The following is a 22,696-nucleotide window of genomic DNA, read 5'->3' as shown; positions in this document are numbered from 1 at the left end:
GATTGCGGAGTGTCAGTCAACATATCGGTGACTGCCATGTCGCTATCGCGAGCAGGCTCGCTCCCACAAGGGTAAGCCGTTGCGTTTTAGATCCCCTGCGCAATCTCTTCCCCGCCCAGGGCTTCGACCAGGGCCGGCAGGAATTCGCCGAACGTCAGCATCATCAGTGTGAAACTGGCATCCAACTGGCCCAGGGCTTCGTCGCCGCCGTCCTGTTCCGCCTGGTCTTGCAGCAGATCCTCGAACTTCAGGCGCTTGACCACCATCTTGTCGTCGAGCACGAAGGACAGCTTGTCCTGCCAGGCCAGCGACAATTGGGTCACCACCTTGCCAGTGTTCAGGTGCAGCTGGATTTCGTCGCTGGTCAGGTCCTGGCGCTTGCAGCGCACGATGCCACCGTCCTCGTGGGTGTCGCGCAATTCGCATTCGTCCAGCACGAAGAAATCGTCCGCGGCTTTCTGGGTCTTGACCCAGTCGGTCATGATGGCGGTGGGGGCTGTCTTGACCGTCAATGGACGCACTGGCAGCGAGCCGATGACTTCGCGCAGGGTGGAAAGCAGGTCTTCGGCGCGTTTCGGGCTGGCGGAGTTGACCAGGATCAGGCCCTGCTTCGGTGCGATGGCGGCGAAGGTGGACGAACGACGGATAAAGGCGCGAGGCAGGAACGCCTGGATGATCTCGTCCTTGAGCTGGTCCCGCTCTTTCTTGTAGACCTTGCGCATCTGTTCGGCTTCGATCTCCTCGACCTTTTCCTTCAGCGCATCGCGCACGACGCTACCGGGCAGGATGCGCTCTTCCTTGCGCGCGGCGATCAGCAGGAAGTCCTGGCTGACATGCACCAGCGGCGCGTCCTCGCCCTTGCCGAATGGCGCGACGAAACCGTAAGTGGTCAACTCCTGGCTTGCACATGGACGCGCCAGTTTGCTGGCTAGTGCAGTTTCCAACGCCTCGGCATCAAAAGGCAGATCTTGGGTCAGGCGATAGATAAGCAGGTTCTTGAACCACATGGGGTGAATCTCTCCTTTATACAAAGGGGGGCATTATTCTCTTCGCGGCGCCATAGGCCAACCCTTCGCTAAGCCTTTGGAAGGCCTGAGAAAATTAATTTAAAAAGTGCTTGCCAGTCGTGAGGGCGCTCCGTAGAATGCGCGCCACACCGAAAGCGAAGGGTGATTAGCTCAGCCGGGAGAGCGTCTGCCTTACAAGCAGAATGTCGGCGGTTCGATCCCGTCATCACCCACCATTTCGCTTCAAGTGTTACGCGCAGCGGTAGTTCAGTCGGTTAGAATACCGGCCTGTCACGCCGGGGGTCGCGGGTTCGAGTCCCGTCCGCTGCGCCATATTCGGTTACCTGGAACACTGAACGCCAGGTCACCACGAAAAGCCCGCTAACGCGGGCTTTTTGCTGTTTGCAGTTCCTGTGGTGCGCATCGATCGCGGTTTTTATTTTTTGCTAATTAAATCAGCACATTACGAAAAACTGTGAGAGAATGCGCCCCGCATCGAAAGTGCAGGGTGATTAGCTCAGCCGGGAGAGCGTCTGCCTTACAAGCAGAATGTCGGCGGTTCGATCCCGTCATCACCCACCAAGCTTTCAATGTTACGCGCAGCGGTAGTTCAGTCGGTTAGAATACCGGCCTGTCACGCCGGGGGTCGCGGGTTCGAGTCCCGTCCGCTGCGCCATATTCGATTACCTGGAACACTGAACGCCAGGTCATCTGCAAGAAGCCCGCTTAACAAGCGGGCTTTTTGTTGCCTGGCGTTTGGCGCGACCGGCCCTTATTGCTCGGCATTACGGGTGTGACGGTAATCGCTGACCGCCTCGTATACCGCCTTGCGCAGCCGATTGATCCCGCCGATGGGGCGATGGGCCTCGATGCCGAACCAGGGATTGAAGGACAGGTTGTCACAGGCCAGGTTCTGCTTGGGGGTGTCGAAGTCCTGGGCGGGCACCTTGATCCGTGCCACCGTCTCGAACGGGGCGTCGCTCTCCCGCCATTCGATACTGGTGTCTTCGATCGGCATGTATTTGCTTGGGTCCTGGCGCTGGATCTGCAGGACGAAGCACGCTGGCACACGGTCCGTGGACAGTTGCTGGTTCAATGCACTGCGTAGAAAGTTCGGCAGGTCCTGGTTTTGTGGCGGCAGGGTGTATTCCGGGCAGTTGCCTGGATCCGGCGCGACACGGAACTTCGCGTTGGCCTCGCCGAACTTGTAGGGCGATACCGAGAAATACGTTGTCTGGGTCGGGCTGGCGGGCGGTGGCGAGAGGGTTGCCAGGGCGATGAACAGATGGCGAATCTGCCACGTGCGTGGATCGATGCTTGGAAAAAACGCCATGGCCTTTTTGCCGTCGGCCTGGGCGGCTACGTTCTGACGGTATTCGGCGACATCGCTGACGAAGAAGTTCGGATGATTGAACATCACGAAATCCTGTTCAGCCTGGGATTGCCGTTCTGCCAGCAATTGCCTGCCCGGCACGTTCAGCAATTTGATGGCCATTCCGCGGGCATCGCGCAAGCTGTCGAACTGAGGGTAGGCGTTGCCGTTGGACAGCCGCATGGTTGCCTGCCAGACCTTCCCCGGTTCGGCGAATACGCCCTGGCGCAAGGGGGCGGCCAGGTCGGTCGGTACCTGGACTTCGGCCATCACGCAGCCGTGGGCCTTGGCATGGGCGTCCCGCAGATAACGAGTGCCTTCGCGATGCTGATCGACGATGCGAATGGCGGTCTGGATGATGTCCTGGGTCATGGCGGTTTCGCCCGGCGGCATCTGTTCCTTGTCCGGGACCGGTCCGCTGTGTTGCCAGGCGAACCAGGCCGTGGCCAGGGCCCAGCCGAGCAGTCCCATGCCCAGCAGCCACAGGAGCATCTTGCCCAGAAAGGCGCCGAGGCGCAGCCAGAGCGTGATCAGCATGGGTCAATCCTTTTGCCTGAAAAGTTCATCATCACAATTGCGACTCCAGTGGCCCGCCGAGCACCTTGAGGTATTCCAGCAGCGCCCAGCGCTCTTGCGGCTGCAGCAGGCGGCCAATCACACCGTTGCCGCGTTCGCCTGCGCGGAATTCGTGGCCGCTGTTGTGGTTGCCGGTGATCCGGGTATCAAAGACAAAACCGTTGGTGAAGGCCTCGGTGCGATAGCCCAGGTGCCGTGGATCGTATTCGAAGCTGCCTTTATAGAAGGTGGTCGCCCGCTCGGCCTGGGGCGAGAGCAACTGATAGATCGTCGGTACCGAGCCGTTGTGCAGGAAAGGCGGCGTGGCCCACACGCCGGCCAGCGGACGAGCCTTGTAGGCGCGCAGTTCGCGCACGCCAATGGGCAAGCCGAAGCCATCCAGTGCCGGACGCTCCTCTGGAGTCACGCCGGCGTCGCGGTAAGCCCGGTTTTCGACGAATGCCGTGACGTAGGCCAGGCCCTTGGCGACCGAGAGCTGGCTCATGTCCAGCGGTTGCGTCGGGGTAGGGTGCAGTTGCACTTCCAGTTTCGCCAGTTCGGCCGGGTCCCATTGCAGGCTGGTCAGGTCGAAGCGGTGATCGGCGATATTGTTGGCGGTGCCCGGGTCGGTGCCGATGACCTTCACGGGCAGCATGTGCAGTTGCTGGACCGGCCTGTCGGGACCCTGGACCACTTTGGGCACGTGGCAACCGGCGCAGTTTTCGGCGAACAGGGCCCGGCCTTTGGCGGCCAGGGGTTTATCGACCGGGCCCAGCAATGCTTCCGGCCAGACCGGCGGCTTGAGCAGTTGCAGCGTCTCTTCGATGGTATGCAGGTCGCGCACGCGCACGCTGGACGGGTAGCGCGCATCGCCCTGCAGCGGCTTGCCCTGGGCGTCGAAGAAATTCAGCGTGGCACCGACGCCCAGGGCTTCGCCGACGTTGCGGGCCATTGGCTGCTGGGCCGAGCCATTCCACTGCACCCAGTCGAATGTCCACATTTCCCACAGTTGCGGGTAATCCACCGGCGCGTCCGCGACGCGGTAGTTCTTCGCCGAAATGGCATCGCCGAAGCTGGCGTTGGCGATACGGCCAAAGGCGTCGGTACGGCCGGGCCCTTCCTCGGTGGGATAGAGGCCACGATGGGTGTCGTTCCATGCGGTGCGCACGAAAGTGTCCAGGGAGTCCTTGAAGGCCTCGCGTAGTTCGTCCTTGCGGGCATCATAGTCCTGGCCCAGCACCTTTCGGGCGAAGCGTTCGAATTTCCAGGGGTTGTAGTAGGTCGACGCCAGGCTGGCGACCAGGGCCTGTCCAAAACTGCCGCCGCGCAATGTCGGGACGCTGGAGGGCAATACGTGCTGGGCCGAGCCGCCATCGATCCTTATTGCCTGGCCCTTGAAATGCAGTTCACCGGTGTGACACGCGGCGCAGGTGATATCCAGGAACTGCTCGCTGCTGCCAGCGTTCTGGTGCCGGGTGAAGCCCACCGGCAGATTGCCTGGGTTTTGCGGCGAGGGCTTCTGCGCCGGGTCCACCAGAAAGCCGAAGCGCGCCAGGTATTGTGGCGAGGCGAAGCGCTCTTGCGAAAACGGCAGCTCCAGCGCGTTGAACCAGTCGTAGCGCAGGCCTTTGACCTGGGTTCCCTGCGGAGTGAAGTAATACGTCTGGCGCTCGGCGGCGCTCCACTGGTCCAGGTAATGCACCTGTTCGACCGGGGTATAGAAGGGGAGGCGAGGGTTGGCGACGTAATAAAGCACTACGGCCACTGCGACAAAAAGCAGCACGAGGATCAACAATAGGATGCGGGAGAGAAGGCGCACGGTAACGTCCTTGTTTTTTTGATAAGCCCTTATGCCTCAGAGGCGCGTGGCCGGCAAGTGGCCATTATCGTAGGGTTGCGAGTCGCGGTGATTTGTCGCTATGCGCCCTGGATAACGGAGCCTTAATCGGCCCAGGATCAAATTGCGTTTGCACGCCTGAACTTATCACTGGTTTGTGGCTCACATGCCGGTAGCCATTGGTCGTGGCCGCCTGATAAGCTCGCGGCTTTACTCGATTGCCCTTTAGGCGCATGAACAAGGAAATAGCATGAAACAGCATCGGTTGGCGGCGGCGGTTGCCCTGGTTGGCCTGGTCCTCGCAGGTTGCGACTCGCAGACCAGCGTAGAGCTGAAAACCCCGGCGCAGAAAGCTTCCTACGGTATTGGCCTGAACATGGGCAAGAGCCTGGCTCAGGAAGGCATGGATGACCTGGACTCCAAAGCGGTCGCCCAGGGCATCGAAGATGCCGTCGGCAAGAAAGAACAGAAGCTGAAAGACGAAGAACTGGTCGAAGCCTTTGCCGCGCTGCAAAAGCGTGCCGAAGAGCGCATGGCCAAGATGAGTGAAGAGTCGGCGGCCGCCGGCAAGAAATTCCTCGAAGAGAACGGCAAGAAGTCGGGTGTAACCACCACCGCTTCCGGCCTGCAGTACGAAGTGGTCAAGAAGGCCGACGGTCCACAGCCCAAGCCGACTGACGTGGTGACTGTCCACTACACCGGCAAGCTGATCGACGGCAAGGTGTTCGACAGCTCCGTTGAACGTGGCAGCCCGATCGACCTGCCGGTCAGCGGCGTGATCCCGGGTTGGGTCGAAGGCCTGCAACTGATGCATGTCGGCGAGAAGTACAAACTGTACATCCCGAGCGACCTGGCTTACGGTGCCCAGAGCCCGAGTCCGGCCATCCCTGCCAACTCCGTCCTGGTGTTCGACCTGGAACTGCTGGCAATCAAGGATCCGGCAAAAGAAGACGCAGCCAAGTAACCGCGTCTGATCTCAACGAAAACGCCTCGCTCATGCGGGGCGTTTTTGTATGCGGGCGCCGGCAACATCAAAAAAACGAACGCATGCCGCAGGCGGCAGTCATAGGCATTACAGGCGCCGCGCTAGCCCCAGTCGGCCGGTCAAGTCAATGAAATATTGGGTTTTTTTTAGTGAGTAAAAAACGCCCGATCTAAGCCGGGCCCTTGTGCAACGGGGGCTTCAGCGGTGAAATGCAGGTCTGTTCACAAGGTTATCCACAATTTGTGTGGATAACATTTCAGTGGGAAGAAGAAATGAAGGCACCGTGGAATTTTGCCCGATTCCTGCCTTTGGCGGGGCGCTTGCTGGCTCGCGGTCGATTGCCGACGCTGTTGTTTGCCGTGGCCAGCAAGAGTGCCCGGGAGGGCGGTCGCCTGGGTCGGCTCAAGGATGACCTGCGCCTGCTGCAGGCCTTGTGCCTGGCTTACTGGCGTGGTGAGTATCGGGCCGTGAGCGCCAAATCGCTGCTGTCCATCGTGGCAGGCCTGATGTATTTCCTCAGCCCCCTGGACGCCATACCGGACCTGCTGCCTATGTTCGGCATGTTCGATGATATCGCCGTGCTGGCATGGATCATGAAAAACCTCGATGCCGAACTCAGCGCCTTTCGTGCCTGGCGTGATCGACAACTGCCCGAGAAGCTCGTGCGGGTCGAAAGGCTTCCGGACACCCCGGAGCAGCTTCAACTCGAAGGTCAGAAAAAAAACTGATCCTGTTGCATTTTCCTCATGGATTCATCGCCCCGCGACCTTAGCCACTATTTAGGATTACACTTCCTAGGAAAAAAGCTGACTCGCTAAGTGTTGTTGTCCTACGGGGTAGTCATGGATATTCAGATAATCACGCGCGACGGAGAGCCCGAGTATGCGGTTTTACCGTGGGATCAGTACCAATCATTGTTGAAAGCCGCAGGCATCCATCAAGCACCGCCGCACGAAGCCACGGTCCATCCGGCGGCGACACCCGGTCAGGACCTTCCTGGTCTGGATCAATTACGCAGTTTGCGCGAAGGGAAGGGCATCGCCATCGAGGCGCTGGCCCGCACGGTAGGAATCAGCCCGTCTTATCTGGCCATGATCGAAAGCGGCGAGCGTCAGCCCGATGCCGCGATTCGGCGTAGTCTGGCCTGGGAGTTGACGGTGCCAGGTTGGAGGGATGAATCGTGAGTGTACGCATCAGTCGACAGCATTGGGATGGATTGCTGGGGGAACTGGACCAGGCGCGCCGCCAGCGCCATCTGTTGACGTATCGGGCGTTGCTGGAGCGCTTGCAATTGCCCAGTCCGGCCATGCAGACCCTGACCGCGGCCCTCGAGCATCTGGCAGCGCTGGATGCCCGGGCCGAGCAGCCTCTGCGCAGTTCGCTGGTCATCAGCCAGGGCGCCAGCCGGCTGCCACGCACGGGGTTCTTCGAGTGCGTCGAGCGCCTTGGGCGCTTCTCCGGTCCTTCCGATGGCGTGGCCGCTGCCTCATGGCATGCCTCCGAAGTGGTCCGGGTGTTCGAATACGAGTATCCCGAGTCGGCGGAGGCCTGATGTTCTGGCGTATCAAGGCACGGGCCGGTTACTGGCTGGCGCGCCGACTGTTCCACTGGCCATGGTTCGTCCGCCAGCCTCGCGGCTGGGCGTGGCTCGAGGGGCAGTTTTCCCGCATGGCGAACCTGGGCGATGTCGGTGCCCAGAGTTTCTATGGCCATATCCTCACCTTTCGCGGCCAAGGGCTGGGCGCCCGGGCCGAAGGTATTCGCCTGTTGCGGCTGGCGGCCTTGGCCGGGGATGGCAAGGCGGCCTATCAGGTCGGCGTGCTCAGCATGACCGGAACGGTCGGCAAGGCGCCGGACCCGGTCGAAGCGGCACGCTGGTGGGCGCTGGCGGCGAAGGCGGGACATCCATTGGCCGAGGACCGGCTCCAGAAGCTCGAAGGCCACGACCTGTAGACTTATCCACAAGGCAGGCGCAGCGTGCGAGCCTCGGTGGATGGGTTGTTGTGCGCTCTGGTGAATTTAAAGAATCGCCCTACATCCACCGCTTCTTTCGCTGACTTATTTCCCCTGTTATCCACTGCAAAGTCTCGCCCTTCCTGAGTGTTGCGAGACCTTTGCCCATGTTCGACCGGTTTTCCCTGCGGGCCCCTGTTCGAGCCGCGTCCTGATGGAACAGATGCGTCGTATCGAGGAAGCTGTCGACAGTTCCCAAGGCACCCTGACGGTTTGCCACGAGCAGCCCTCGCTGATGGGCATGGAGCGGCTGATCCGTTTCGCTGGACGTCCCCCGATAATCAGCACGGCGGCCTTGCCTTGCACCCGCGGCGGCCAGCTGTCCTTGGTCACGGGCGAAGGATTGCTGAGCCTTGACGACGGTCAGCTCGATGGCCGGCTGCCGTTTGTCTTCACTCGCATGTACCGCAGCGGTGCCGCCGATCAGGACCTGGGCCTGGGGCGTGGCTGGAGCCATGCCCTGGCGCATCGCTTGCGGCTTGAAGACGGGCAAGTCATCTGGATCGACCAGGAAAACCGTCGGACGACCTTTCCCCTGCCCAGCGTCCAGCGCCCGGCGATTCAACATGGCCTGGTCCACGCGGCGATTTACCTGGGGGGCGAACCGGATGAGATGATCATTGCCCAGCCGGGTGGGCAAGCACCTTTCCTGCATTTTCGCGACGGCCAACTGATCGCCCTCAGCGACCGCTACGGCAACCGCCTGACCCTGCAGCGCAACATCCATGGCGATATCAGTCGCCTCGACAACGGTGTCGGACGCTGCCTGCGCCTGCGTTACGAGCAGCGCCACCTGGTGGCCATCGACTACCAGAGCTTCCATCCGGCCCTGACCCTGGACGACGCCTGGCGTACCGAGCAGACCTTGATGTCCTACCGCTATGACGGGCGCCTGCGACTCATCGAAGCGACCAATGCCGCCGGTGAGAGCGAGCGCTACGACTACGACGACCAGCACGTCATCCTCCAGAGGCAACTGGCCGGTGGCGCGAGTTTTTTCTGGGAGTGGGAGGGGGCCGGGAAGTCGGCCCGCTGCGTGCGGTATTGGGCCTCGTTCCCGCAGTTGGACATCCGTTATCGCTGGGGCGAGGGCGGTTGCGTCACGGTCCGACACCTCGACGGCAGCGAAGAGGCGTACATCCACGACGAGCAGGCCCGTCTGGTGCGCAAGGTCGATCCCGATGGCGGCGAGCACCTCAAGGCCTACGACGAACAGGGGCGTTTGATCGCTGAGCAGGATCCCCTGGGCGGCGTCACCGAATACCGTTACGACGAGGACGGACGGCTGGCAGCGCTGATTCCACCGAACGAACTGCCTACGACCTACGAATACCGCAACGGTGTCCTGTACGCCAAGGCGCGCGGTGATGCGAGATGGACCTACCGGTGCAATGCCCAGGGTGACGTGATCGAGGTCATTGACCCGGGTCGACAAAGTACCGGTTATGCCTATGACGCTCACGGACAGTTGTCGGCGATCCGCTATCCGGACGGCGGCGAACACCGCTTCGCTCGCGATGCTCTGGGGCAGTTGGCTGAAGAAACCTTGCCAGATGGCAGTCGACGGGCGTTTACCTACGACCTCCTCGGGCGTTTGCTGACCTGCCAGGACGAACACGGTGGCTTGACCCATTATCAATGGGACGCCGTGGGGCGCCTGCTTCAGGCGACCTCGCCAACCGGTGCCAGCCGCGCCTGGCACTACAACGCCTACGGCAAGATCACCCGTGAACGCGACGAACAGGGCCGCATCACCCATTACGAATATGCCGATGATTGGCCCTTGGTCAGCCGACGCATCAACCCCGATGGCAGCGAGCTGCACTACCGATATGACTCGGCGCGGTTGCTACTGACCGAAATCGAAAATGAATCCGGGGAAAAATACCAGCTGGACTACACCCCCGGCGGCCTGATCCGACGGCAAGTCGGCTTCGACGGCCAGCGTACGGACTACGTCTATGACCTCAACGGAGGCCTGCTGGAAAAAACCGACTTCGGCGTCGATGGCAGCCAGTGGCTGACGACCTACCAGCGCGACGCGGCCGGGCGGCTTCGGGTCAAGACCTTGCCCGACGGACAGTCGATCCAGTACCGCTACGACAGGCTGGGACGGCTGGCGGAGGTCAGCGATGGCAGCGATCACCCGCTGGTCTTCGAGTACGACGCCCAGGACCGGCTGGTCGCCGAACATCAAGGCCAGGGCACCCTGCGTTATCGCTACGATACCTGCGGGCGGCTCGACCACATGGGCTTGCCGGACAACAGCCAGGTCGATTTCCATTACGCCGCAGGGGGGATGCTCACTGCCATCGACCTCAACGGTGAGCGCCTCACCGAACATCGTTACCGGGCCGGTCGCGAATGGCAGCGTCAACAGGGACTGCTGCTCAGCCACTATGACTACGATGACCAGGGCCGTCTCAGGGCTTGTACGGTGCAACAGAACCGGCAGTCCTTGTTCTGGCGCGCTTTTACCTACAGTGCCAAGGGAAACCTTGAGGTCATTTCCGACAGCCATGATGGACAGTGCACTTATCGGTACGATGGCTCGGATCGGCTGATCCGCATCGAGCGTGGCCAGGATGAGCCGCCGCAACCCTTCGGCCACGGCCCGGTTGGCAATCTGCCGCAGGGCCCTTACCCGCCCAGCCTCGAGGACAACCGCCTGCCCAGCGAAGGCGACCACCACGCCGACTACGACGCCTTTGGCAACCTGATCCGCGAGCGTCACGGTGAGGCTCACGTCCTCCTCACTGAATACCGGTATGACACTCAGCATCGCCTGATCGGCGTCACCACGCCGGAAGGTCGCGAAATGTCCTACCGCTACGACGCGTTTGGCCGACGCATCAGCAAGACCGTCGAAGGCCTGACCACTAGGTTTTTCTGGCAGGGGGATTTCCTCGTCGCTGAAAGCAGTCCGCGCCACTACCGCAGCTACCTCTACGAGCCCGGCACCTTCCGCCCACTGGCGATGCTCGACGGCAAAGGCCTGAACAGCTGCCCGTTCTACTACCACCTCGACCATCTGGGGCTGCCCCAGGAACTGACCAACTATGGCGGCCAGATCGTCTGGTCGGCGCGCTACACCGGCTACGGCAGGGCCTGTGCGATCGAGCACGGCGGCGGCGAAGAGCTGGAGCAGCCGCTGCGTTCGCACGGCCAGTACTTCGACCCCGAGACGGGTCTGCACTATGATCGGCACCGCTACTGCGATCCTGAAACCGGCCGCTACCTGACAGCCGATCCGAGCCAACTGGCGGCTGTGTTCGGTGGGGTGTCGCTATACGGTGGCCACGTCCACATCCTTCGCAGGCTCTGCCTCGACCAGGTACACGCTGCCTCCGGCCATGTCCTTGGCATGATGCTTGGCCTGTGAAGCCAGTTCCGCCAGCTGGCTGGCGTCCAGCTCCTCGCACGCCTCCGACCGCAGATACACCACCCCGATGGACAGTGACAACAACGCAAACTCCTGGCGGACCCCTTGCCGGTTCAGTGCGGTAAAGCATCCCGCTTCCAGGTGTTCGGGACGATAGAAGCGCCGGCAGTGGGTCTGGAAGTCGCTCAGAAGCTGGTCCAGGCGCTTGCGCCAGTCTTCCGGGCCGAGGACCAGCAGGAAGTCGTCGCCGCCGATGTGGCCGACGAAGTCGCGGCTGGGGTCGATGCGTTCGTTCAGGCATTGGGCCAGGCACAGCAGGACTTCATCGCCTCGGCCGTAGCCATAGATATCGTTGAAGGGTTTGAAACTGTCGATGTCCACGTAGCAGATCACCGATTCCTGCCGTTGCTGCAGCAGGCGGGTCAGGCATTGCTGGATGGGGACGTTGCCCGGCAGCAGGGTCAGGGGGTTGGCGTAGCGGGCCTGCTGGATTTTCAGCTCGGTGATGAGCTTGAGCACGTCGATCACCCGCCCCAGTCCCAGGTAACCGCCGTTGAGGGTGATGATGAAGTCTTCTTCGATGCGTTGCCGGGCGCGGCTGGTGATGAGGCGGCTGACCTGCTGCAGCGACTGGTTCAGCTCCACGGCCAGGAAGTCATCGCTCATCAGGCGGCTGATGGGTTTGCGGGCGAACAGGTCGGTGGCGAAGGGCTTGAGCAGGGCGTCCGAAAGCGAATGGCGATGGACGATGCCACAGGGGTGGTTCTGGTTGTCCAGTACCGCCAGGGAATTGAGGTTGGCCTGGCGCCGAAAGGCCTCCAGCACTGTGGCCGTGGGAGTGTCGTGAGCCACGGCCGGTTGTTCGTTGAGCAATGCCCCGAGGTCGTTGACCTCATCGTTCAGCGATACTGCGCCGCTGTCCTGCCTGGGCATGAGCGCCCTGGCGTCCCGGGACGGCTGCTCCTGGGGGCGGGCCAGCAGGTAACCCTGGACCAGGTCGACGCCCATCTCGATCAGTACCGCCAGTTCCTCGGGCAGTTCGATGCCTTCGGCGATGACCTGCGACCGTGAGGTGCGGGCGATCTTCAGGATCGAACCGACGAATTCGCGCTTGAGAGCGTCCTGGTGAATGCCATCGATGAAATGCCGATCGATCTTCACATAGTCGGGCCGCAATTCGGACCACAGTCGCAGGCTCGAATAACCAGCCCCCAAGTCGTCCAGGGCGATGGAAAAGCCCATGGCGCGATAATGATGCAAGGCGGTCTGCAGGAGCTGGAAGTCGTCGATGGGGGTTTGCTCGGTCAGTTCGATCACCACCTGGCTGGGTGGAATGCCGAAATCCTGCAACAGCTGCAATGTGCGGCCGGTCTGGTGCGCCGACTCCAGCAGCGATTCGGGCGAGACGTTCAGAAACAGTTTGCCCGGCAGTTTCTGCTCGTTGAAACGCTGGCAGGCGCTGCGCCGGCAGGCCAGTTCCAGTTCACTGAGCCGTCCGGCCTGGCGTGCCACGGAGAGCAGGGCGATGGGGGAGTGCAACGGGCTGTTGGACGGTCCGCGGGTCAGGGCCTCATAACCCACGATGCGTCGTTCGGAAAGGCAGATGATCGGTTGGAACAGGCTGTGCAAACCGCTTTGAGTCAGGATTGAACTCAAGGCACCCAGCTGTTCGGTCGTGGTCATGGCTATCTCTGGCGAAAAAAAAGGACTGGGCGCCTCCCGCTGGGGGCGCCCGGTCCTGTATTTCACGACAGAATGATGTCAGTTTGATGACGCTCCGAGGAGCGGTAGCATTAAATGGCTATCACGTTAATGTTTCGCGACCGCCGTGTTGAGTTTCAGGTAATCCAACAGGATTCGCCCGGTCTCGCTCAGGTAGGCATCGTCTTCCGGCTTGGTTTTTTCCGGCTCGGTGATGAGGTCTTCGTCCTCTTTCTTCAATTCCTTGAGCGGTTCTTCACCCTTGGCCTTGCGGCGCAGGTTTTCCATCGCCAGTTGCTTGGCCTCGATGTCGGTGTGTTGCGCGCGACGCTCGGTTTCGTTGAGGGTGACGGTCTTCTCGGTCATCAGTTTCTGCGCCAGGGCCAGCTTGTCGCGGATGAACACGAATTCCGCGTCCTGGGCCGTGCGGGCGTCATGCTCGGACTTGAGCTGGGCCAGGAACGGCTTGAACGGGTCCACCGCCGGTTTGATCGCCGGCCGGATGGTGTCCCACGGCATGGCTTCGGGCAGGGCGCTTTCGCCGATTTCCTTGGTGTCGATGATCGACGGGTAATCGATATCCGGCAGCACGCCCTGATGCTGGGTGCTCTGCCCGGAAACCCGGTAGAACTTGGCCAGGGTCAGTTTCAGCTCGCCATGGTTGAGCGGCTGGATGGTCTGCACGGTGCCTTTGCCGAAGGTCTGGCCACCGATGATGAGCGCCCGGTGGTAGTCCTGCATGGCGCCAGCGAAGATCTCCGAGGCCGAAGCCGACAGGCGATTGACCAGCAATGCCATTGGGCCCTTGTAGAACGCGCCCGGGTTTTCGTCTTCGAGCACATCCACCCGGCCATCGGCGTTGCGTACCAGCACGGTCGGGCCCTTGTCGATGAACAGGCTGGTCAGCTCGGTTGCTTCCTGCAGGGAACCACCGCCATTGTTGCGCAAGTCGATGACCACGCCGTCGACCTTTTCCTTCTGCAATTCGGTCAGCAGTTTCTTGACGTCGCGAGTGGTGCTCTTGTAGTCCGGGTCACCGGCGCGGAAGGCTTTGAAATCCAGGTAGAAGGCCGGGATCTCGATGATGCCGAGCTTGTAGTCCTTACCGTCCTGCTTGAGTTTGAGGACCGATTTCTTCGCGGCCTGTTCTTCCAGCTTCACCGCTTCACGGGTAATCGACACGACCTTGCTGGTCTGGTCGTTCGGGGCATTGCTGGCCGGGATGACTTCCAGGCGCACCACCGAGCCTTTCGGACCACGGATCAGCTTGACCACTTCGTCCAGGCGCCAGCCGACCACATCGACCATTTCCTTGTCACCCTGGGCGACGCCGATGATCTTGTCCGCCGGGCTTACCTGCTTGGTCTTGTCGGCGGGGCCTGCCGGCACCAGGCGCACGATTTTCACCTGGTCGTTGTCGCTCTGCAGCACCGCACCGATGCCTTCCAGGGACAGACTCATGTTGATGTCGAAGTTTTCCGCGTTATCCGGCGACAGATAATTGGTATGCGGGTCGTAGGACATGGCGAAGGTGTTGATATACGCCTGGAAGATGTCCTCGGCGCGGGTCTGGTCCAGGCGTGCCAGCTGATTCTTGTAGCGCTTGATCAGGGTTTCCTGGATCTGCTTGGGTTCCTTGCCGGCGATCTTCATGCGCAGGACTTCGTCCTTGACTCGTTTGCGCCACAGGTCGTCCAGTTCGGCGGTGTTTTTGAGCCAGGGGGCGTCCTTGCGATCCACCAGCAAGGTTTCCTTGGCATTGAAGTCGATTTTGTCGACGCCTTTGTTCAGTTCGGCAAGGGCGTAGTCCAGACGCGCTTTCACGCGATCCAGGTAGCGTTTGTAGATGATGAACCCTGCGTTCAGGTCGCCGCTCTTGAGGAAGTCGTCGAACTGGGTTTTCCACTTGTCGAATTCGGCGATGTCGCTGGCCAGGAAATAACTGCGCGACGGATCGAGCAGCTTCAGGTAGCTGTCATAGATGATGACGGAGCGTGCATCGTCGAGGGGAGGCTTGCTGTAGTGATGGCGCTTGAGCAACTCGACGACGTTAAGGCTGGCAATGACCTCGTCGCGATCGGGTTGAAGCTTGTCCCAGCTGTTGGCTGCGAACGTATCGCTCGACAGCGGCAACAGACCGAGGCCAATGACAAGCGCAAGGGCGGTGCTGGGGAACAGGTGCTTCATACTGATTCGACGCAGGGACAATTGATAACGCATATTAGGCCGTCTTTGAAGTCGCCGGTTCCATGTGGCCCGGGCGCATAATGCAAGAAAGCCCGGCGTTGCGGCAACGGGCCCAGTCGAGACTCACTATGGAGGCACCGTGAAAGCATTGCAAGGCGTTGAAGGCCAAGTGGTATGGGCTGATGAGCCAAGTCCGGCATGTGATGCCGGCCAAGTTCGCATCCGCGTGGCGGCTGCCGGCCTGAATCGGGCCGATTTGTTACAAAAGGCCGGGCATTACCCGCCGCCGCCCGGTGCCAGTCAGGTGTTGGGGCTGGAGTGTTCCGGAGTGATCAGCGAGGTAGGGCCGGGCTCGTCCTGGCAGGTTGGCGACCGTGTCTGTGCCTTGCTCGCCGGCGGCGGCATGGCGCAGGAAGTGGTGGTCGATGGCCGGCATGTCCTGCCCGTGCCCGAGGGCCTTTCCATGGCTGAAGCCGCCGCGCTGCCTGAGGTCTACAGCACCGCATGGCTGAATCTGTTTCAGCTGGCTGCGCTCAAGCCGGGCGAGAAAGTGCTCCTGCACGCCGGAGCCAGTGGCGTCGGATCGGCGGCTATCCAGCTGTGCAAGGCGTTCGGCAACCCGTGCTGGGTCAGTGTTGGCTCGGCGGATCGGTTGGCCTATTGCGAGGCGTTGGGCGCTCAGGGCGGCGTGGTTCGCACCGATGGCATGGACAGCCTGAACGACTTCGGTCCCTTCGACGTGATTCTCGATCCGGTGGGCGCCAGTTACGCCCCGCTCAACGTGAAACTTTTGTCAGTTGACGGGCGTTGGGTATTGATCGGCCTGATGGGCGGTCGGGAAACCCAGCTGGACCTGGCGCAGGTACTTGCCAAGCGCATCCAGTTGCTGGGCTCGACCCTGCGCAGTCGCGATGGGCAGTTCAAAGCCGATCTGCTGCGAGAGTTGGGCGAGCATGTCTGGCCGCTGTTCAGCGAGAAACGCCTGAGTCCGCAACTGGCCGGGACCTTTGCCATCGGGGATGCCGAAGCGGCGTTTGCAGAGCTGGCGAGCAACAAAGTGTCAGGCAAGTTGGTGCTGGTAATCGATGAAAGCCTGAGCTGATCCCTGGCCCATGGGAAGCAGATTGTCCGATAAGCGGGGTCTGTTTCCCCCCTGCACTGTTCTGACGACACTCCGGCGAGGAAGCGAACCTCCGTCGTGGATCGGTGAACACGCCAGGCTGTTCGCTCCGCTGGAAAGCCCATGCACCTGTCAGGTCTGACAGTAGACACCATGGAGAAAGCCGCCCTAGAGTGGGTTCGAGAGTAATAGTTGTCTCTCTGTTCAGTGTCACTAACAGAAGAGGTGATGTGATGGCTACAAAAGAACTCCGCATGAGCCAAGAGTACGTTGACGACAATAGATCGCCCGACGTTGTCCTGGAGATCTACAAAGGCAGGAAATTGCAGTTCGCGACCTTTGTCACGGCTTCGAAAAAGAACGGACCCTACGACACCGTCAACGTCAAAACCGACATTGATGGCGACGGTGATATGGACAGGCAAGACGAAAAAACAATTCTGGATCTGGCAAAAGCCTTTTCCAAGTTCAAGTAGGGCGCTGTCATGTCAGGCCATGTCGCCTTGCACGCGTCGGTTTGTGCACTCTTGCTGATAGTTGTCGAGGCTGTCTGGGGGCAAGTGCCTTCGGATACATCGGAACAAGGGCCGTGGGGAACTTGGGGAGCGGCTGCCTACTGCCCCCAGGGGCAGTATGTCTGGGGGTTCCGACTCAAGAGTGAGCCCTATCAGGGCAGTGGCGACGACAGTGCATTGAATGCGGTCCAGCTTATCTGCAAGAGCGGCGCCAATGGGGCGGCCACTTACATCCGAAGCCTTGAAGGAAAGTGGGGAAGCTGGGGCAGGGACTACGTTTGTCGCGAGCATCCCGTCATAGCGTTTGCCATTCAGGTGGAGCGGTTTCGGGGGCGAGACAAGGAGAAGGGTTCGAAGGACGATACGGCCGCCGGCAATATCAAAGTCAATTGTGGATCGGAAACCCTGGCAGGTGACCCGCCAGCCTCATGGGGAGAGTGGACCGGGTTCTACAGTTGCCTCGATGGTTTGGGAGCCAAAAAAGTAAGGGGATTCCGGACCAGGGTGGAACCCGATCAGGGCAGTGGGGATGACACGGCCCTGAATGCGATGCAGGTGTATTGCGGGCTGTAGGCTTTTCGTACAAATCCCAGGCTTTGTCTGAACCTTTCGCCACCCAAGCCTGGGAGCTGGCTTCATGTCCAGCTATGGATCGGCCAGCCGGCCGATTCGGCATAGGCCTTCAATTCCGGATCCGGGTTCACCACATGCGGGTGATCGATCTTGAGCAGCAGCGGCAGATCATTTCGCGAATCGGAATAGAAACTCGCGCCTTCGAGATTCTCTTCTTCGGCATCCAGCCAGTCCAGCAGCCGCGTGATCTTGCCTTCGCGGTAGGTCAGGACGCCTACGGTCTTGCCAGTGTATGCCCCATGGGCGACCTCGAGATCGATCGCCAGGATCTCATCGATGCCCAGGCGTTCGGCAATCGGCTTGACCAGGTGCGTGCCCGAGGCGGAGATCACCAGGATCCGGTCGCCGGCCTTGCGGTGTTCGGCGATGGCCTTGGTGGCGTCGCTGAAGATGATCGGTTCGATGAAATCTTCCACCCATGGTGCCACCAGATGCTCGATTTCTTCCGGCGTGCGGCCGATCATCGGCTCCAGGCTGAAGTCCATGTACTCTTCCATGCGTAGCTTGCCGTGACTGTAGGCGTCCATCAGCTCATTGTTGCGACGCATGAACGACTCGGGGTCGACCCACCCCAGTCGGCCCATCTGCTCGCTCCAGAGGGTGGCGCAGTCGCCGTGGATCAGGGTTTCGTCCAGATCAAAAATTGCCAGGGCCATCAGCGCGTTTCCCTTTTCAGTATCAGCTTCAGAATCGACAAAGCCATCAGGCTACCTCACACAGCGCCGACGGATCGATGGAAAGTGCCAATCGAGCGCCATCAGGGTGCAGGTCGGCGGCGGAGCGGTTGAGCACATCCACCACCAGTTCCACGCCACGGGCCTCGACCCGGTAGCGGATGACATTGCCCAACAGGCTGTGGCTGCGGATCAGCGCATCGGCCTCGCCGCTGCGGTTCAGCTCGATGGCTTCCGGACGAATCGCGATGCGGCTGTTCACCGGCCGTTGCAGCAGCCGGGTGGCGCTGTCGGCGTCCAGCAGGTTGTAGTTGCCGATGAAGCCGGCGGCAAAGACATCCACTGGCGCAGTGTAAAGGGTCTCGGCATCGCCGCTTTGTACGATCTTTCCTTGGTTCATCAGGAAAATCCGGTCAGACATGGTCAGGGCTTCTTCCTGATCGTGTGTGACGAAAATCGTGGTCAGGCCCAACTCGCGCTGGATCTGACGGATCTGTTCGCGCAGGTGTTTGCGAATCCGCGCATCCAGGGCCGATAACGGCTCGTCCAGCAGCAACAGGCGTGGCCGGGTCACCAGGGAGCGGGCGAGGGCGACGCGCTGGCACTGGCCGCCGGAGAGTTGATGGGGATAGCGGGCGGCAAAGTCGTGCAGCTCCACCAGGCGCAGGATCTCCGACACACGCTGGTGGCTGTCCGAGGCGTCGACCTTCTGCATGCGCAGCCCGAAGGCCACGTTCTGCTCCACGGTCATGTTGGGAAACAGGGCGTAGCTCTGGAAGACCATGCCGATCCCGCGCTTCTGTGGGCTCAGCGGGACGATGTCCTGGCCGTCCAGCAGGATCTGGCCGGCGTCCACTGCCGTCAGGCCGGCGATGCAACGCAGCAGCGTGGACTTGCCACAACCGGACGGGCCCAGCAGGGTGACGAATTCGCCCTTGTGGATCTCGCAATTGATGTCGCTGAATACAGGGGTGCCGGCGTAGCTTTTCTGCAGGTGTTGGACGCTGACGTAGCTCATTGGCTTTTGTCCTTGTTCAAGATATTGGCCGCCCAGGTCAGGACCAGTACGAAAAAGAAGTAGGAAATCACCAGCGCACTGGTGAAGTGGCCGCTGCTGTTGCGCATGTTGTTCAGGTAGACCTGCAGGGTTTCATAACGGGTGCCCACCAGGATATTGGCGAAGACGAACTCGCCGAACAGGAACGAGAACGACAGCAGCAGTGCCACCATCAGGCCCTTGCGCAGGTTCGGCAGCACTACCAGGAACGCCGCCTGGAAGGTGCTGGCACCGAGCAATTGGGCGGCATCCATCAGGTCGCGCAGGTTGATGGCCTGCAGGTTGTTGGTGATCGCCCGGTACATGAACGGCAGGGCGACCGTGAAATAGCAGCCGATCAGGATCCATGGCGTGCCCACCATCGCCAGTGGCCCGGAGCCGTAGAGCTGAAGCAGCCCCACCGAAGACACCACCGGCGGTACCGCGAAGGGTAGCAGGATGAGGATATTCATCAGCGCGTCGAGCTTCGGGAAGTGGTAATGCACCACGAACAACAGCGGCAGGATCAGCACCACCGAAAGCACCAGCGCTGCGACGCACACCACCAGCGATTGGCCGAACGCGCCGAGAAACCGCGGATCGCTCCACAGTTGCACATACCATTTGAACGTGAAGCCGCTGGGCAGCACGGTGGCCGACCAGCTGCTGGCGATGGAGTAGACCAGGGTGCCGACCAGGGGCAGCAGCAGGATGGCGAACAGCACGTATACCACCACCCGGTGATAGAGCCCGGCAGGGCCCGAGTCAGCGCGCGACATGGTAGCTCCTCTTGAGCAGCAACTGATGGACGATGGTCACCAGGGTCATCAACGCCACCAGGACCACGGCCAGGGCGCTGGCCATGTTCGGGTCGAGGGAGATATCCCCGGACACCATGGCGGCGATGCGGATGGGCAGGACGTTGAAGTTGCCGGTGGTCAGGGCGTAGACCGTTGCGTAGGCCCCCAGGGCGTTGGCCAGCAGGATCACGAACGTGCCCAGCAGCGCCGGGGTCAGCACCGGCAGGCCGATGTGCCGCCAGAACTGCCAGCCACTGGCCCCCAGCAGGGCGGCGGACTCGCGCCAGTCTTCGCGCAGGGCGTCGAAGGCCGGATAGAGCAGCAGCACCCCCAGGGGAATCTGGAAGTAGGTGTAGAGGATGATCAGCCCGGTTTTCGAATACAGGTTGAAATCCTCGATCACGCCGGCCTGTTTGAGCATCAGGGTGATGCTGCCGTTGAACCCCAGCAGGATGATGAACGCGAAGGCCAGGGGCACGCCGGCGAAGTTGCTGGTCATGTTGGCGAAAGCGTTGACGAAATTGCGCAGGCGCGAATCGACCCGGCGCAATGAATAGCTGCCCAATACAGCGATGACGATGCCGAACACGCTGGACCAGAAGCTGATTTCCAGGCTGTGCTGGATCGCCTGGCGATAGAACTTGGAGTTGAAGATCTTGCTGAAATTGGCCAGGCCCCAGCCGAATTCTTCCGATTCCAGGCTATTGACCAGTACCCAGAGCAGCGGGGCGACCTGGAACACGATGAAGAAAATCGCGAAAGGCACCAGGCACAAGGCTGCCAGCCATTTGCCGCGGGTCATGGCATTCACTTGAGCAACTCCTGGCAATAGGGTTTGTCGTGCTCGACACCCAGCAACTGGCAGACGGTGCCGCACAGTTCGACCTGGCGAGGCGTTGCCTCGGGGTCGAGGCTGAAGCTGTCGCCCAGGACAAACAGCGGCACCTCGCGTTCCTCGGCCAGCAGGCCGTTGTGGGAACGGTCGTTGTTCATGCCGTGGTCGGCGGTCACCAGCACCTGGTAACCGGCGTCGAGCCAGGCTTGCAGATAGACCGCCAGGTTGATGTCGGCCGAGCGGGCGCTGTTGCGATATTGCGGGGTGTCGAGGCCGTGCTGGTGACCGGCATCGTCGATGTTCATCGGATGAACCAGGAGGAAATTCGGCTGGTAGCGCTGACGAAGATGTTCGGCGTCGGCGAACAGGTGGGAATCGGGATAGTGGTCGTTCCAGTAGAAATGCCCGTACTGGATGGGCAGGTCGCGATTTTCGGTATGCCGGTCGCGGGCCGATATGAACGGTGAGGCGTTGTAGAGCTCGCTGATCCAGTGATACGCCGCCGCTGCCGTGCTCAACCCGCCGTCGGTGGCGTAGTGGAAGACGCTGCGCTGGTTCGACAGGCGCGAGACGTTGTTGTGCACGATGCCGCTGTCGATGGGCTCGACGCCGGTGAGGATGCATTCATAAAGAGGACGGGACAGGGCCGGCAGTTCACATTCCAGTTTGTAGAGCGCCGCGCGTCCTGCGCCGACATACGCCTGCAGATGTCCCATGGCATGGCGCGCGACTTCGTAGTTGAGGCCGTCGAGCACTACCAGGATGACATTGTGTTTCATAGGGACCGGGACTCCGGATGGAAACCAGAAAGCTCGGATTCAGCGCAGATCAGATGTGGGAGCGAGCTTGCTCGCGATGAGGGCGTGTCAGTCGACATCAATGTTGGCTGATACACCGCTATCGCAAGCGAGCTCGCTCCCACAAGGGGGTCTTCGTTGGATATCCGAGCGGGGCTGACTACCGCCTCACTTCATTTCGACGATGACTTCTTCATTCCACTTCTGCGGCAGTGCCTTGGAGGTTTTTTCCCACGCATCGGCGTCCTTGATTGGCGTCACGCCCTTGTACTGCTCGTTGGGCAGCAGCTTGGTCTTGACCTCTTCCGGCAGTTTCAGGTGCTCGGCGCGGATCGGACGGGCGTTGCCCTTGGCCAGGTTGATCTGGCCGGCGTCGCTGAAGATATATTCACGGGTCAGCTTGGCGGCGTTCGGGTGCTTGGCGTATTTGTTGATGATGGTGGTGTAGCCGGAAATGACCGAGCCATCGGAAGGAATCAGCACGACGTAGTCATCCGGGTTGGCCATCTTGGCCTTGTAGCTCAGGCCGTTGAAGTCCCAGACCACACCGACTTCCACTTCGCCTTTTTCCATGGTGGCGATGGTCGGGTTGGCCATGGACAGGCGCCCTTGCTTGGCGATGTCGGCGAACATCAACAGGGCCGGTTGCAGGTTCTTCTCGTCACCGCCGTTGGCCAGGGCCGCCGCCAGCACGCCATTGGCGGCCTGGGCCGCGGTGCTCACGTCGCCGATGGAGACTTTGTACTTGCCGGTTTTCAGGTCGGCCCATTTGGTCGGCACTTCGGAGCCGTGCAACAGCTTCTTGTTGACGATGAATGCGATGGTGCCGGTGTAGGCCAGTGCCCAGTTGCCGTCCTTGTCCTTGGCCCAGTCCGGAATCTGTTCCCAGGTGCTTGGCTTGTAAGGCTGGACCACGCCCTGCTTGACCGCGATCGGGCCGAAGGCCGCGCCGACGTCGCCGATGTCGGCGCTGGCGTTGTCTTTCTCGGCGGCGAACTTGGCGATTTCCTGTGCCGAGCTCATGTCAGTGTCGATGTGCTTCAAGCCGTAGAGCCTGGCCAGGTCGTCCCAGGTGCCTTTCCAGTTCGCCCAGTCATCAGGCATGCCGACGCTATTGACGGCGCCTTCCGCTTTCGCAGCGGCTTCCAGTGTTTTCAGATCGGTATCAGCGGCCATGGCGGCGGTGCACATGGCGATGGTCGAGCCTAACAGTGATGCCAGGAAAAGCTGTTTCATCCGAAGCTCCT

General features: G+C 61.0%; 19 protein-coding genes, 4 tRNA genes and 1 pseudogene. 13 read left to right on the top strand and 11 right to left on the bottom strand.

Features of this window, described 5'->3' with window-relative positions:
- Positions 1-86 precede the first annotated feature (86 nt).
- Complete coding sequence (gene rdgC / locus AC1M7R_RS04140) at positions 87-1,007, bottom strand: recombination-associated protein RdgC (RefSeq protein ID WP_072393949.1); 921 nt, start codon at positions 1,005-1,007, stop codon at positions 87-89.
- Between the two features lie 160 nt (positions 1,008-1,167).
- Between rdgC and AC1M7R_RS04135 the strand changes: the two genes are divergently transcribed.
- From AC1M7R_RS04135 to AC1M7R_RS04120, 4 genes are all read left to right on the top strand, one after another.
- Positions 1,168-1,243, top strand: a tRNA-Val gene (locus AC1M7R_RS04135).
- A gap of 20 nt (positions 1,244-1,263) precedes the next feature.
- Positions 1,264-1,340, top strand: a tRNA-Asp gene (locus AC1M7R_RS04130).
- A gap of 173 nt (positions 1,341-1,513) precedes the next feature.
- Positions 1,514-1,589: transfer RNA gene (locus tag AC1M7R_RS04125), tRNA-Val, on the top strand.
- A gap of 17 nt (positions 1,590-1,606) precedes the next feature.
- Positions 1,607-1,683 (top strand) — tRNA-Asp (locus AC1M7R_RS04120).
- A gap of 96 nt (positions 1,684-1,779) precedes the next feature.
- Here the strand turns inward: AC1M7R_RS04120 and AC1M7R_RS04115 are convergent.
- A complete protein-coding gene (locus AC1M7R_RS04115; protein WP_076406444.1) occupies positions 1,780-2,916 on the bottom strand; it encodes a catalase family protein in 1,137 nt (378 codons plus the stop codon).
- A 31-nt stretch (positions 2,917-2,947) separates the two neighbouring features.
- Positions 2,948-4,753 (bottom strand): di-heme-cytochrome C peroxidase, encoded by a 1,806-nt coding sequence (locus AC1M7R_RS04110; protein WP_072393943.1) that lies wholly within the window; start codon positions 4,751-4,753, stop codon positions 2,948-2,950.
- Positions 4,754-5,021: 268 nt separating this feature from the next.
- On the opposite strand from AC1M7R_RS04110, the gene bamJ reads away from it, so the two are divergent.
- The 6 genes and pseudogenes from bamJ to AC1M7R_RS04080 all read left to right on the top strand — a co-directional run.
- Positions 5,022-5,735 carry a BamJ family beta-barrel-assembly machinery protein gene (gene bamJ / locus AC1M7R_RS04105; protein WP_072393940.1) on the top strand — a complete coding sequence of 238 codons (714 nt, stop codon included), beginning with the start codon at positions 5,022-5,024 and terminating at the stop codon, positions 5,733-5,735.
- A 293-nt stretch (positions 5,736-6,028) separates the two neighbouring features.
- Entirely contained in the window at positions 6,029-6,484 is a 456-nt protein-coding gene (locus tag AC1M7R_RS04100; RefSeq protein WP_072393937.1) for a YkvA family protein, read from the top strand.
- A 114-nt stretch (positions 6,485-6,598) separates the two neighbouring features.
- Positions 6,599-6,940 carry a helix-turn-helix domain-containing protein gene (locus AC1M7R_RS04095; RefSeq protein ID WP_072431647.1) on the top strand — a complete coding sequence of 114 codons (342 nt, stop codon included), beginning with the start codon at positions 6,599-6,601 and terminating at the stop codon, positions 6,938-6,940.
- The gene (locus AC1M7R_RS04090) at positions 6,937-7,308 is read left to right on the top strand and encodes a hypothetical protein (RefSeq protein WP_003179080.1); all 372 of its coding nucleotides are present in this window, start codon (positions 6,937-6,939) and stop codon (positions 7,306-7,308) included. The genes AC1M7R_RS04095 and AC1M7R_RS04090 overlap by 4 nt, the downstream gene beginning before the upstream one ends.
- Positions 7,308-7,709, top strand: coding sequence for an SEL1-like repeat protein (locus AC1M7R_RS04085; protein WP_072393934.1), 402 nt, complete (start codon positions 7,308-7,310; stop codon positions 7,707-7,709). Before AC1M7R_RS04090 ends, AC1M7R_RS04085 begins: the two co-directional genes overlap by 1 nt.
- Positions 7,710-8,088: 379 nt before the next feature.
- Positions 8,089-11,049 (top strand): annotated as a pseudogene (locus AC1M7R_RS04080) (DUF6531 domain-containing protein); the annotation flags it as partial.
- Positions 11,050-11,055: 6 nt separating this feature from the next.
- Here the strand turns inward: AC1M7R_RS04080 and AC1M7R_RS04075 are convergent.
- Entirely contained in the window at positions 11,056-12,834 is a 1,779-nt protein-coding gene (locus AC1M7R_RS04075) for a bifunctional diguanylate cyclase/phosphodiesterase (protein ID WP_072393931.1), read from the bottom strand.
- A gap of 126 nt (positions 12,835-12,960) precedes the next feature.
- Positions 12,961-15,039, bottom strand: coding sequence for a carboxy terminal-processing peptidase (locus AC1M7R_RS04070; protein ID WP_165887868.1), 2,079 nt, complete (start codon positions 15,037-15,039; stop codon positions 12,961-12,963).
- Positions 15,040-15,178: 139 nt separating this feature from the next.
- On the opposite strand from AC1M7R_RS04070, the gene AC1M7R_RS04065 reads away from it, so the two are divergent.
- The 3 genes from AC1M7R_RS04065 (at position 15,179) to AC1M7R_RS04055 (ending at position 17,247) form a co-directional block, all read left to right on the top strand.
- Positions 15,179-16,141, top strand: a complete 963-nt coding sequence (locus AC1M7R_RS04065) for a zinc-binding dehydrogenase (RefSeq protein ID WP_076406448.1) — start codon at positions 15,179-15,181, stop codon at positions 16,139-16,141.
- Positions 16,142-16,413: 272 nt separating this feature from the next.
- On the top strand, positions 16,414-16,635 hold the full coding sequence (locus tag AC1M7R_RS04060) for a hypothetical protein (protein WP_072393922.1): 222 nt from the start codon (positions 16,414-16,416) through the stop codon (positions 16,633-16,635).
- 9 nt (positions 16,636-16,644) lie between these two features.
- Positions 16,645-17,247 carry a hypothetical protein gene (locus AC1M7R_RS04055; protein ID WP_490610254.1) on the top strand — a complete coding sequence of 201 codons (603 nt, stop codon included), beginning with the start codon at positions 16,645-16,647 and terminating at the stop codon, positions 17,245-17,247.
- A gap of 62 nt (positions 17,248-17,309) precedes the next feature.
- On the opposite strand, the gene AC1M7R_RS04050 is transcribed toward AC1M7R_RS04055, so the two are convergent.
- The 6 genes from AC1M7R_RS04050 to AC1M7R_RS04025 form a co-directional block, all read right to left on the bottom strand.
- Positions 17,310-17,963, bottom strand: coding sequence for an HAD family hydrolase (locus AC1M7R_RS04050; protein WP_072393919.1), 654 nt, complete (start codon positions 17,961-17,963; stop codon positions 17,310-17,312).
- 46 nt (positions 17,964-18,009) lie between these two features.
- Entirely contained in the window at positions 18,010-18,999 is a 990-nt protein-coding gene (locus AC1M7R_RS04045) for an ABC transporter ATP-binding protein (RefSeq protein ID WP_072393916.1), read from the bottom strand.
- Entirely contained in the window at positions 18,996-19,796 is an 801-nt protein-coding gene (locus AC1M7R_RS04040) for an ABC transporter permease (protein ID WP_092180264.1), read from the bottom strand. The genes AC1M7R_RS04045 and AC1M7R_RS04040 overlap by 4 nt, the downstream gene beginning before the upstream one ends.
- Positions 19,783-20,619 carry an ABC transporter permease gene (locus AC1M7R_RS04035; protein WP_165887869.1) on the bottom strand — a complete coding sequence of 279 codons (837 nt, stop codon included), beginning with the start codon at positions 20,617-20,619 and terminating at the stop codon, positions 19,783-19,785. Before AC1M7R_RS04035 ends, AC1M7R_RS04040 begins: the two co-directional genes overlap by 14 nt.
- A 5-nt stretch (positions 20,620-20,624) precedes the next feature.
- Positions 20,625-21,431: an alkaline phosphatase family protein gene (locus tag AC1M7R_RS04030; RefSeq protein WP_490610253.1), complete on the bottom strand. Its 807-nt coding sequence runs from the start codon at positions 21,429-21,431 to the stop codon at positions 20,625-20,627.
- A 186-nt stretch (positions 21,432-21,617) separates the two neighbouring features.
- The gene (locus AC1M7R_RS04025; protein ID WP_072393904.1) at positions 21,618-22,685 is read right to left on the bottom strand and encodes an ABC transporter substrate-binding protein; all 1,068 of its coding nucleotides are present in this window, start codon (positions 22,683-22,685) and stop codon (positions 21,618-21,620) included.
- Between the last annotated feature and the right edge of the window lie 11 nt (positions 22,686-22,696).

This window comes from Pseudomonas sp. MS01C9, from assembly GCF_058202755.1.
This window is presented reverse-complemented; position numbering and strand designations above follow the sequence as displayed.

Bases quoted from the DNA above. Each gene is read 5' to 3' on its own strand.
- AC1M7R_RS04075 (WP_072393931.1), bottom strand. From the start codon at position 12,834: ATGACCACGACCGAACAGCTGGGTGCCTTGAGTTCAATCCTGACTCAA.
- bamJ (WP_072393940.1), top strand. From the start codon at position 5,022: ATGAAACAGCATCGGTTGGCGGCGGCGGTTGCCCTGGTTGGCCTGGTC.
- AC1M7R_RS04070 (WP_165887868.1), bottom strand. From the start codon at position 15,039: ATGAAGCACCTGTTCCCCAGCACCGCCCTTGCGCTTGTCATTGGCCTC.
- AC1M7R_RS04095 (WP_072431647.1), top strand. From the start codon at position 6,599: ATGGATATTCAGATAATCACGCGCGACGGAGAGCCCGAGTATGCGGTT.
- AC1M7R_RS04035 (WP_165887869.1), bottom strand. From the start codon at position 20,619: ATGACCCGCGGCAAATGGCTGGCAGCCTTGTGCCTGGTGCCTTTCGCG.
- AC1M7R_RS04085 (WP_072393934.1), top strand. From the start codon at position 7,308: ATGTTCTGGCGTATCAAGGCACGGGCCGGTTACTGGCTGGCGCGCCGA.
- AC1M7R_RS04115 (WP_076406444.1), bottom strand. From the start codon at position 2,916: ATGCTGATCACGCTCTGGCTGCGCCTCGGCGCCTTTCTGGGCAAGATG.
- AC1M7R_RS04040 (WP_092180264.1), bottom strand. From the start codon at position 19,796: ATGTCGCGCGCTGACTCGGGCCCTGCCGGGCTCTATCACCGGGTGGTG.
- AC1M7R_RS04060 (WP_072393922.1), top strand. From the start codon at position 16,414: ATGAGCCAAGAGTACGTTGACGACAATAGATCGCCCGACGTTGTCCTG.
- AC1M7R_RS04100 (WP_072393937.1), top strand. From the start codon at position 6,029: ATGAAGGCACCGTGGAATTTTGCCCGATTCCTGCCTTTGGCGGGGCGC.
- rdgC (WP_072393949.1), bottom strand. From the start codon at position 1,007: ATGTGGTTCAAGAACCTGCTTATCTATCGCCTGACCCAAGATCTGCCT.
- AC1M7R_RS04045 (WP_072393916.1), bottom strand. From the start codon at position 18,999: ATGAGCTACGTCAGCGTCCAACACCTGCAGAAAAGCTACGCCGGCACC.
- AC1M7R_RS04050 (WP_072393919.1), bottom strand. From the start codon at position 17,963: ATGGCCCTGGCAATTTTTGATCTGGACGAAACCCTGATCCACGGCGAC.
- AC1M7R_RS04030 (WP_490610253.1), bottom strand. From the start codon at position 21,431: ATGAAACACAATGTCATCCTGGTAGTGCTCGACGGCCTCAACTACGAA.
- AC1M7R_RS04025 (WP_072393904.1), bottom strand. From the start codon at position 22,685: ATGAAACAGCTTTTCCTGGCATCACTGTTAGGCTCGACCATCGCCATG.
- AC1M7R_RS04055 (WP_490610254.1), top strand. From the start codon at position 16,645: ATGTCAGGCCATGTCGCCTTGCACGCGTCGGTTTGTGCACTCTTGCTG.